The organism is bacterium (assembly GCA_040755795.1).
Lineage (GTDB): Bacteria > UBA9089 > CG2-30-40-21 > CG2-30-40-21 > SBAY01 > JBFLXS01.
In genome coordinates this window covers 1-9,099 of record JBFLXS010000143.1, presented here as the reverse complement: position 1 = coordinate 9,099, position 9,099 = coordinate 1, and the positions used below count along the sequence as shown (strand labels likewise).

Sequence of the window (9,099 nt, the reverse complement as noted above, 5' to 3'; positions counted from 1 at the left end):
GTTTCCCACAATCAATTTCTACCTATTTCTATAAATTTCAATCTATTTCTATTATCTTATCTCCATATCTTCCTTATCTCCTTATCCCCCTTCTTACACTTCTAATGTATAACCTGAACGGTTACAATTTCAGAGACCATCTAATTTTCTTCGTGTCCTCCGTGTTCTTCGTGGTGAATAGTTACCTTTTATTTAGTTGCCAGTATAGCCAGATGTCTAACCAATTGCCTGGAAAATTTCCTGGTTATCATCATAGCTAATTCATAAATCTTAGTTTTACTAAGAATAGGAATTCTTTTAATGACACCACCTAATTTAAACAAGTTAGTCGTAACCGGTTCGATTTTTACTATTTTAAACCTTCTTGACACTAAATTAATAAATTCTTGATATTTAAAATATCCTGGTAAAATACCGACAGAAATCAAGATATATCCATCTTTTTTTAAAAGGGTATATAAAGTATCAACTATTTCTAAGAGGAAATTTCGTGGAGGATAATATATTACTTCTAAACAAGTTATTAAATCAAAACTTTCAGGTTCAAATTTCAATTCGGTAATATCTTGGACTGAAAAAATTACCTTGTCCCCAAATTCACTAAAATAAGTCTTACATCGATTAATAGCTATTTCAGAAATATCTACTGCATAAATTTTATCGCCGATATTTAATAATTTACTGGTAAATGCACCTTCACTACAACCTAATTCTAATATCTGTGGATAATGTTTCGGTGGAATTAATTTAAACGAATTTTCTAATCGAACCTTTTCGGCATACACATTTTTAATTCCCCATGGATCTTCTTTTGAATATAAATCCTCAAATCTTTTTTGTCGGCATAAATCCATTATAGAAAAAATTATATCAAAAATTTAATACCCTGTCAACTGAATTGTAAGAATTTGGTAACTATTCACCATTCACAATTCACAATTTCTTCCCTAAATTTCCTTAATAATGGTGAATGGTGAATTGTCAATTGTGAATTGTGAATTATCACTCTTCACGGTGTCAAGCAAACCTGGCCCAAGAGTTCGATGCACCGCTATAGCGCATCCAATGACTCTATTCGATAATTCATCAAATTTCACTTCGTGCTTTCCGTCCCCTTCGTGGTGAATAGTTACAAATACTAATATGCTAAAGAAATTTATCTTAATGTTATTTATATTATTTCCAACTATTAGTAATGCAGGTTGGGTAGCATTTAAAGAAGGTATTACTTCGCCTACAAAGCCTGAGATTATAGTTGTAAAAGAAGATACTTCAGGTATTACCTTAGATGCAAGTATCTCTGGGATGAATGTGGAGCAAGCTCGGAGCTTGGAGCTCGGAGTGAAGGAACAGAGACATTTCAGATTTTGAGTATTCCAGGGCATGAATACAGTTTTACTCAGGAAGTCGGCAAACCCAAACTACCCGTAATCCAGTTAATGCTTGCCATGCCGGATGGCGTAGAGATTTCAATCTCTTCTACTTCCCCATCATCCATTCACCCATTCACCCATTCACCCATTCTCATATTCCCCGTCCCCAAGCAAGTAGTAAAAACCACCCCAGAGGGCTACAAATATGTTGCTGAAGAATTTTTCATAGATGAGAGGAGTTTTACGAGCAGGACACCTGGTATCCTGATGAAGAACTGAAAGAGAGAAGGGGAGAAACGGAGAAGGGGAGAAAGTCTCCGATTCACCCATTCACCGATTCTCCCATTCTCCCATTCCCCCTATTTCTTACTCATTCGGCTACATCCGTGACCAGCGCATCTTAAGGTTAGAAATATATCCCATCCAATTCAACCCTGCAAAAAAAGAACTCAGAATCTATCCTAACCTGAAGATAGAAATAAACTACCTGCGCAAAAAGGGAGTACCTCTATCACTAAAACAACCAGAGATGGCTTCACCTTTTGCCAATGTATTAAAACATACACTCTTAAACTACAAACCAGTTACCACATCCCGACTTCCACATCCTGCTAAAAGAATCGGTACAGTGAGTTATATCACAGACCTCAAAAATCCATCAAACTCTGCTGACTATCTGATTATCACCTCTCCTGCTTACTATAATAATCCTGATGTAGCTAAACTTGCTAACCATCGTGCAGAATATAATGGCTTTGATGTGGCAGTAGTTAAAACAGATAATATCTATACCCAGTTTACAGAAAGTTCAGGCACCTTATCAATTAAAGCCTTTGTCAAATATGCCTATTATAACTGGTCTGCACCATCTATGTCAGATAACCATCCTGGTTATATACTTATCCTTGGAGATGGTGAAGAACAATACACCTCGTATGTGCCCTCTTTCCCGGTTAGAGAGGTAATCCCAATACAAACAACAGAAGCAGTCTCTGACCCCTGGTTTGTTTGTGTCAATGATGAAGGGTTACATTATAATGATTGGAGTCCGGATATAATGATTGGTCGACTGCCAGTAGAGAATGGGACAAATGCTACAGTGATAGTTAATAAAATCATCCAATACGAAAAAAATCCACTTCCCGGTCAATGGCGTAATAAGACAGTATTAGCTCGAGGAAAAGATGGAGCAGACCTTGGATATATAAAAGATGACCTAATTTCTGCTGGGTTTGAAGTAACTATGGTTAGTTCTTATGAAGGTGGTACAGGAGGGGATGTCTTTAAGACAATTAACGAAGGGCAAGTATTTGCCGCTTACTCAGGACATGGAAATCCTCCAGGATGGGGGATGGGAGGAGGAATTAATGTAGCATTTCATGCCGGAATGGTCAATAATCTTTCTAATGGAGATAAGTTATCTATTGTCTTTGCTGCTTCTTGTGAGACAGCCGACTTTTTATATCCTGGTTCTCCAAGGACTCCTGATTGTATTGGTGAGGCATTTCTCAATAAAGAAGGAGGAGGCGGTATTGCCTACTGGGGAGCCTCTGGAGTCACAGGTCTGGGTACAGATATTTATATTGCCAAGGCATATAGGTTTATGGTGGAGAATAATCCCTACACATTTTGTCTTGGTGAGATGACCCTTAATTTCTACCTCCAATACTGGCTTTTGAGTTGGAATCTATTAGGTGACCCAGCGTTAACTACCATGCGGGTAGTTCCAGAACAAGGTAAAGCAGAATTAGAAATCCAACTGACTGATATTGATTTTGAACCTATATTCTCTAAACCATCTCAACTTACAAAGATTACTGCAAAGATACATAATTATGGAGATATATCTGCATCGAATGTATTGGTTAAATTCTTCCTTGGAGACCCGGCTAATGGTGGGGTAGAGATTGGTTCTCAAACTATTAGCTCTATTGCCTCAGAAGGAGAAGAAGAGGTAGATATAGACTGGACACCTGGTGTACCGATAGGGGCATATAAGATTTATGTCTTAGTAGACCCAAATAATATTATTAGCGAAAGGTCTAAGGAAAATAATAAAGCCTATAAGCCAATAGAGGTAAATATCTATCAAACGGGTTGGCCTCAGTCTTACCCAGAAATGATAACATATTCACCTGCTGTGGGAGATATAGATGGCGATGGGTATTTTAGAGGTTATTGCTACTTCTCTTGGGAGAAGGGTATTTGTCTGGAATCATCACGGTAAATTATTAGATGGCTGGCCAAAGATAACAAGTTCAAGTATATGGGAGCCTATCTTAGCGGATATCGATTTAGATGAAGAATTAGAGATTATATTCGCCTCTAATAAATTATATATCCTGAATTATGATGGAAGTGATGTAGGAAGATGGCCAAAGGGAACAGACTCAGGCTCACCTGCAATTGCTGATATAGATGGTGATGGAGATTTAGAGATTGTGGTAGAGATGGAGAGTAAATTATATGCCTTTCATCATGATGGAACTATGGTAGAAGGAGATTGGCCCGTAGATATAGACCTGTACCATCATCCTATGATTGCAGACCTTAATCGAGATGGAAGATGTGAAATTGCAGCTATCACAAGTGATAAGAAGGTATATCTCCTTCAGGCTGATGGTAAATTAGCCAATGCAGGGTGGCCAAAGACCCTATCAGATAACATATCCTTTAACTCATATAGCGTTGGAAATTTCGACCAGGATGAGGAATTAGAAATAGTTCTGGCAGTACGAGGAATCAGGTTATATGCCTTAAACTATGATGGGAGTGATGTATTAGGTTATCCAAAAGATATAGGGAATGATACCCTACATGATATAGTCCTTGGAGATATAGATAATAACCAGGAGATGGAAACAATTATTGGATGTTATAAACATCTATATGTCTTAAATAATGATGGCAGTCACCGTGTGGGTTGGTCTGAAGAAAGGAAGGAGGGGGCGGAATTTCATCCATTAGTCGCTGACCTTGATTTCGATAATGACCTTGAGATTATCACCATGGAAGGTAGAGGCATTATGAAGGGGACAATAAGTATCTGGCAGGATAATGGTACCTTTACTTCAAATTTAGTTATAAAACCGCATGAGGTGATGAAGACATGGGATAGGCTTATATCTCCTATAGTGATAGCAGATATTGACATGGATAAAGACCTGGAGGTGGTCTGTGCTGGAGAAAAACAGTTAATGCCAGGATACTCATTATTTCCTATGTACATCTGGGATTATTGGGGTAGTAGTACTGCCGGGGCATTGGAATGGCCGATGGCAAACCATGATATGCGACGAACTAATTGCTATAATACAGATATTGTTCCCCCTTCTCGCATAACTGACCTTAAGACTATTAATCCCAAACCTACCTCTATTGATTTAACCTGGACTGCACCTGGTGATGACAAAGATACAGGCTCTTCTACCTGCTACTTCATCCGCTACGCTACATGGACTATCACCCCACAAAACTGGCACCTGACTAATAAAGCTACATCCACTATTGTGCCCAAAGCTGCTGGTTCTCCTGAATCTTTTACCATCCCTAACCTTTCCCCAACTACCACCTACTACTTCTGTATTCGCGCCAGGGATGATGATTTCAATCTCTCCCCACTTTCCAATATCGCGGTTGAAAGAACACCCTCACCGCCGATGATTACTTTGATTTCACCTACAAGAGGTGTAGTCGGTAAGCGAGTCACTATTAGCGGGTGCAATTTCTACCCGACAGAGACCATTCGCATAGAATTTGGCAATACTACCACTATTGCTCTATCTACCTGTGTTGATGGTTCTTTTACTACTACCTTTACCGTTAATGACCAGGGATTTGGCACGATAACCATTACTGCCTACGGACTTATTTCAGGATATGAGGCAAGGGCATCCTTCTATATCACTGGCGTGGAATATTTCCTGTTTGGCACAATTTCCTCTCCCCAAATAGCAGGGACAGGATTTCGAATAAAGATGACTGCTTATGATGAATTGGGTGATGTAGTGCTAAATTTCAAAGATAAAGTCGGACTCTCTGACCTTTCTCAAACCATCCAACCTACTATCATCTCTAACTTCACTGATGGTATCTGGGATGGCACTATTACTATCACCAGAGCAGGCACGAGCGCGATTTCTGCAGGTTACCAGAGTAAAACAGGCACAAGCAATCCATTTTATGTCCGTCCAGGCAAGCCAGTTAAATTCATCGTCTATCCTGAAAATCCTATCTACATCCTGGCAGGGGGTTCGGTAAGCATCACTGCCCAATTAAGCGATGTTTATGGTAATGCGGTTGGGTCTGCAGGGATTAGTTGTAATTTAGAGGTAGTGGTGCTTTCTGGTAAAGCAGGAACACTATCTGCCACCACTTCTACCACCACTAATACCGGTCAGATAGATACTATTACCTACTGGGTTTCACCTAATGCCAACGATAAAGCCAGGATAGAACTTCTATCTACGCTACCACCTGCTACCTCCGGCACGATTACTACCAGTTCTGGCGAATTAGCAATGTTCACCTTCGATACTATTGCTACCCAGACTGCGGGAATGGATTTCTCCATTAAAATCACAGCCAGAGATGCCTACGAAAATCCTGTTCCTTTTGCAGGGACAGTAACCCTAATTGACTTCAGTAACAGCCTTAAACCTACTCAGACTACTTCATTTATAAATGGTATATGGGATGGATTTGATTCTATCACAGTAAGAGGCACTACCAGTATTACTGCCATTTATGGGGATATTCGCGGCACAAGTAACACCTTCTGGGTCTGTGGCGGCGAGGTAGAGTATTTTGTCATTAGCACCATAACTACTCAAACCGCAGGTATTAGTTTTCCACTCAGCATCAAGGCCTATGACCGCTGGAGAAATATCGCTGATATGTTTAACTCATCCGCCACACTAACTGATACCAGCCGCACGATTAGCCCGACTAAAACCACAAACTTTAGCCTGGGCATCTGGGATGGCACAGTTAGTATCACCAGAGCAGGCACGACCTTGATTATGGCAGGCTATCAGGGAAAAACAGGCACAAGCAATCCCTTCTTTATCACCCCCAGTAGCCTCGACCATTTCTTAATCGGTACTATCACCAATCAAACTGCTGGGATAGATTTTCCTGTTGTCCTCACGGCAAAAGATGCCTACAACAATACGGTAACCAGCTTTACCGATAAGGTGCAATTGGAAGATACCAGCCTGACATTGAATCCGAAGCTAACCACCAACTTTGTAGCAGGTATCTGGGATGGCATTGGCTCTATTACCAGAGCAGGCACGAGCTCGATTACGGCAAGTTACCAGGGAAAAACAGGCACAAGCAATCCCTTCTTAGTTAGCCATAACAGCCTTGACCATTTCCTGATTGGGACTATGAGCAATTGTGTAGCAGGCGTTCCTTTTCCCATAACCATTATGGCACAAGATTCTTACGGTAACATTGTGCTTAACTTTAGTGATAAAGTCCAGTTAGAGGATACCTCGCTGAGCTTAAATCCAAAGCTAACCACCAACTTTATGGCAGGTATCTGGAATGGCATTGGCTCTATTACCAGAACAGGCACGACCTCGATTATGGCAGGCTATCAAGGTAAAACAGGCACAAGCAATCCATTCTTAGTTAGTCATAACAATCTTGACCATTTCCTGATTGGGACTATGAGCAATTGTATTGCAGGCGTTCCTTTTTCCATAACCATTATGGCCCAAGATTCTTACGGTAACACTATGCTTAACTTTAGTGATAAAGTCCAGTTAGAGGATACCTCGCTGAGCTTAAATCCAAAGCTAACCACCAACTTTATGGCCGGTATCTGGAATGGCATTGGCTCTATTACCAGAACAGGCACGACCTCGATTATGGCAGGCTATCAAGGTAAAACAGGCACAAGCAATCCATTTTTAGTTCAGGCTGGCAGTCTTTCCCTGATTAAGGTTATGCCAGGAAGTGTAACCTTGATGCCTGATGAATCACAATTATTCACCACCAGAGGCTGTGATGGCTATGGGAATGAGAAGGAAGTGGGAAATGGGAAATGGGAAGTGGGAAATGAGATAGGGAGTTTGAGTAATCTTTTTGGCACAATGACCACATTTACTGCTGGCACAAAGGCGGCATCAGGCATCATCAAGGTAAGTGCAGAAGAGGTCATTGGCACTGCTAATATCCGAATTGTGCCAGGAAAACTGGCAAAGATAACCATTCTGCCCAAAGAGGTGGTGGTAGAGGTAGCCGGGACTTCCACATTTACCGCTTATGGATATGACAAATATGGGAATGAGAAAGAGGTAGGAAATGGGCAGTGGGAAGTAGGAAGTGAACTGGGCGAGTTGACCAATGTTATTGGCACAAAGGCGACTTTTGTGGCAGGCACAAAACCAGGTAAAGGAATACTTACTTATACAGTACCCCCAGTCCCGAGTCCCGAGCCCCGAGCCCCGAGTCCCGAGTCCCGAGCCCCGAGCCCCGAGTCCCGAGCCCCGATTTCCAGAGGAGATAATTGGAACAGCCAGTATAACTGTCAGGTCTGGTAGAGTGAGTCGATTTGACTTTGACCCGATTAAACATCAGATTATCAATACTAACTTTGGGATTAAAGTAACTGCCCTGGATAGGTATGGCAATCTGGCTAGTGATTATAACCAGACGGGTTCTCTTACAACTAACCTTGGTCAGATAAAACCTGCCTCTATCACCTTCTATAACGGCATAGCGATAGGCACGGTAACAATTGAGACTAACCGAGCCGCACCCGATGTCCGTATCAGTCTTAGAGCCGAGGTAATAGAGTCTCAGAGTAATAATTTTGCGGTGTTACGATGACGCAAGTAATGTAAAGATTGAAGAGGGAAACTTGAAGATAGACATTAAGCCTCGTAGTGTAAGTAAAGATTATTACCTGAAGATAGATAAACCAGGTCTGGATGAGGATGAAATTAAGATAGCGAATTTGCGGATGAATCATTATAACCCGGGATTTTGTCTGCTAACTGAGACCATTATCCGCATAGTAGCTAAAGATGGAGATAAGAAACCGATAGAGAGTGATTTTGGGACACGAACGACCAGAGTGATGATTTATTACCCTGAGCCACCAAAGAATGTAGCCGAGGAGACATTGAAATTATACATCCTGGATGAGGAATCAATTGAATCGAGGTGGGTGGAGGTAGCCAATGCACAGGTCTTAGTTGGAAGTAATTTTATCTATGGGGACATACCGCATTTTGGGACATTTATCTTGATTGGGGAAGGGATACCTGGTAGTTTTGATGGGGTTGTGGTCTATCCGAATCCGTTCAAGCCCAGGCGAGGGGATGAAAATATCGTTTTTGAAGGGTTACCAGAGGATACCCAAATCCGCATCTACGACATCTCAGGCAATTTAGTCAAAGAAGAAGAACACAAACGCGCCACCTGGATTTGGGATGTTCGGGATAATTATGGGAAGAAGGTAGATAGTGGGGTATACATCTATGTGTTGACCACTGGCGATGGGAAGAAGAAGACAGGGAAGATTGCGATTATCAGGTAGAGAAGTAATTATTCAGCCACAGATGAACACGGATGAAACACGGAAAATTCGGTGGTGTCCTAAATTAGCTAAAGTTTGTGAGAGAAAATGTCGATAAAGATAACAGAAGTACATAGTGTATTATTCTGGAGATTTTGTTTGGGAGGTGGAATAACGATGCATCCAATAGAACAC

The 9,099-nt window shown here is 41.1% G+C and carries 7 protein-coding genes; 6 read left to right on the top strand and 1 reads right to left on the bottom strand.

The window, feature by feature from the left end:
• Positions 1–188: 188 nt before the first annotated feature.
• Positions 189–854, bottom strand: a complete 666-nt coding sequence (locus AB1414_10370; protein ID MEW6607837.1) for a class I SAM-dependent methyltransferase — start codon at positions 852–854, stop codon at positions 189–191.
• 310 nt (positions 855–1,164) lie between these two features.
• Here AB1414_10370 and AB1414_10365 point away from each other — a divergent pair, with 310 nt between their 5' ends.
• The 6 genes from AB1414_10365 to AB1414_10340 are packed head-to-tail and all read left to right on the top strand — an operon-like array spanning position 1,165 to position 8,925.
• Positions 1,165–1,371, top strand: coding sequence for a hypothetical protein (locus AB1414_10365; protein MEW6607836.1), 207 nt, complete (start codon positions 1,165–1,167; stop codon positions 1,369–1,371).
• On the top strand, positions 1,368–1,652 hold the full coding sequence (locus AB1414_10360; protein ID MEW6607835.1) for a C25 family peptidase propeptide domain-containing protein: 285 nt from the start codon (positions 1,368–1,370) through the stop codon (positions 1,650–1,652). The genes AB1414_10365 and AB1414_10360 overlap by 4 nt, the downstream gene beginning before the upstream one ends.
• 49 nt (positions 1,653–1,701) lie before the next feature.
• Positions 1,702–3,600 carry a C25 family cysteine peptidase gene (locus AB1414_10355; protein ID MEW6607834.1) on the top strand — a complete coding sequence of 633 codons (1,899 nt, stop codon included), beginning with the start codon at positions 1,702–1,704 and terminating at the stop codon, positions 3,598–3,600.
• Entirely contained in the window at positions 3,533–7,924 is a 4,392-nt protein-coding gene (locus AB1414_10350; GenBank protein MEW6607833.1) for a fibronectin type III domain-containing protein, read from the top strand. The genes AB1414_10355 and AB1414_10350 overlap by 68 nt, the downstream gene beginning before the upstream one ends.
• 1 nt (position 7,925) lies before the next feature.
• Complete coding sequence (locus AB1414_10345) at positions 7,926–8,213, top strand: hypothetical protein (GenBank protein ID MEW6607832.1); 288 nt, start codon at positions 7,926–7,928, stop codon at positions 8,211–8,213.
• 31 nt (positions 8,214–8,244) lie between these two features.
• On the top strand, positions 8,245–8,925 hold the full coding sequence (locus tag AB1414_10340; protein ID MEW6607831.1) for a T9SS type A sorting domain-containing protein: 681 nt from the start codon (positions 8,245–8,247) through the stop codon (positions 8,923–8,925).
• Positions 8,926–9,099: the final 174 nt, after the last annotated feature.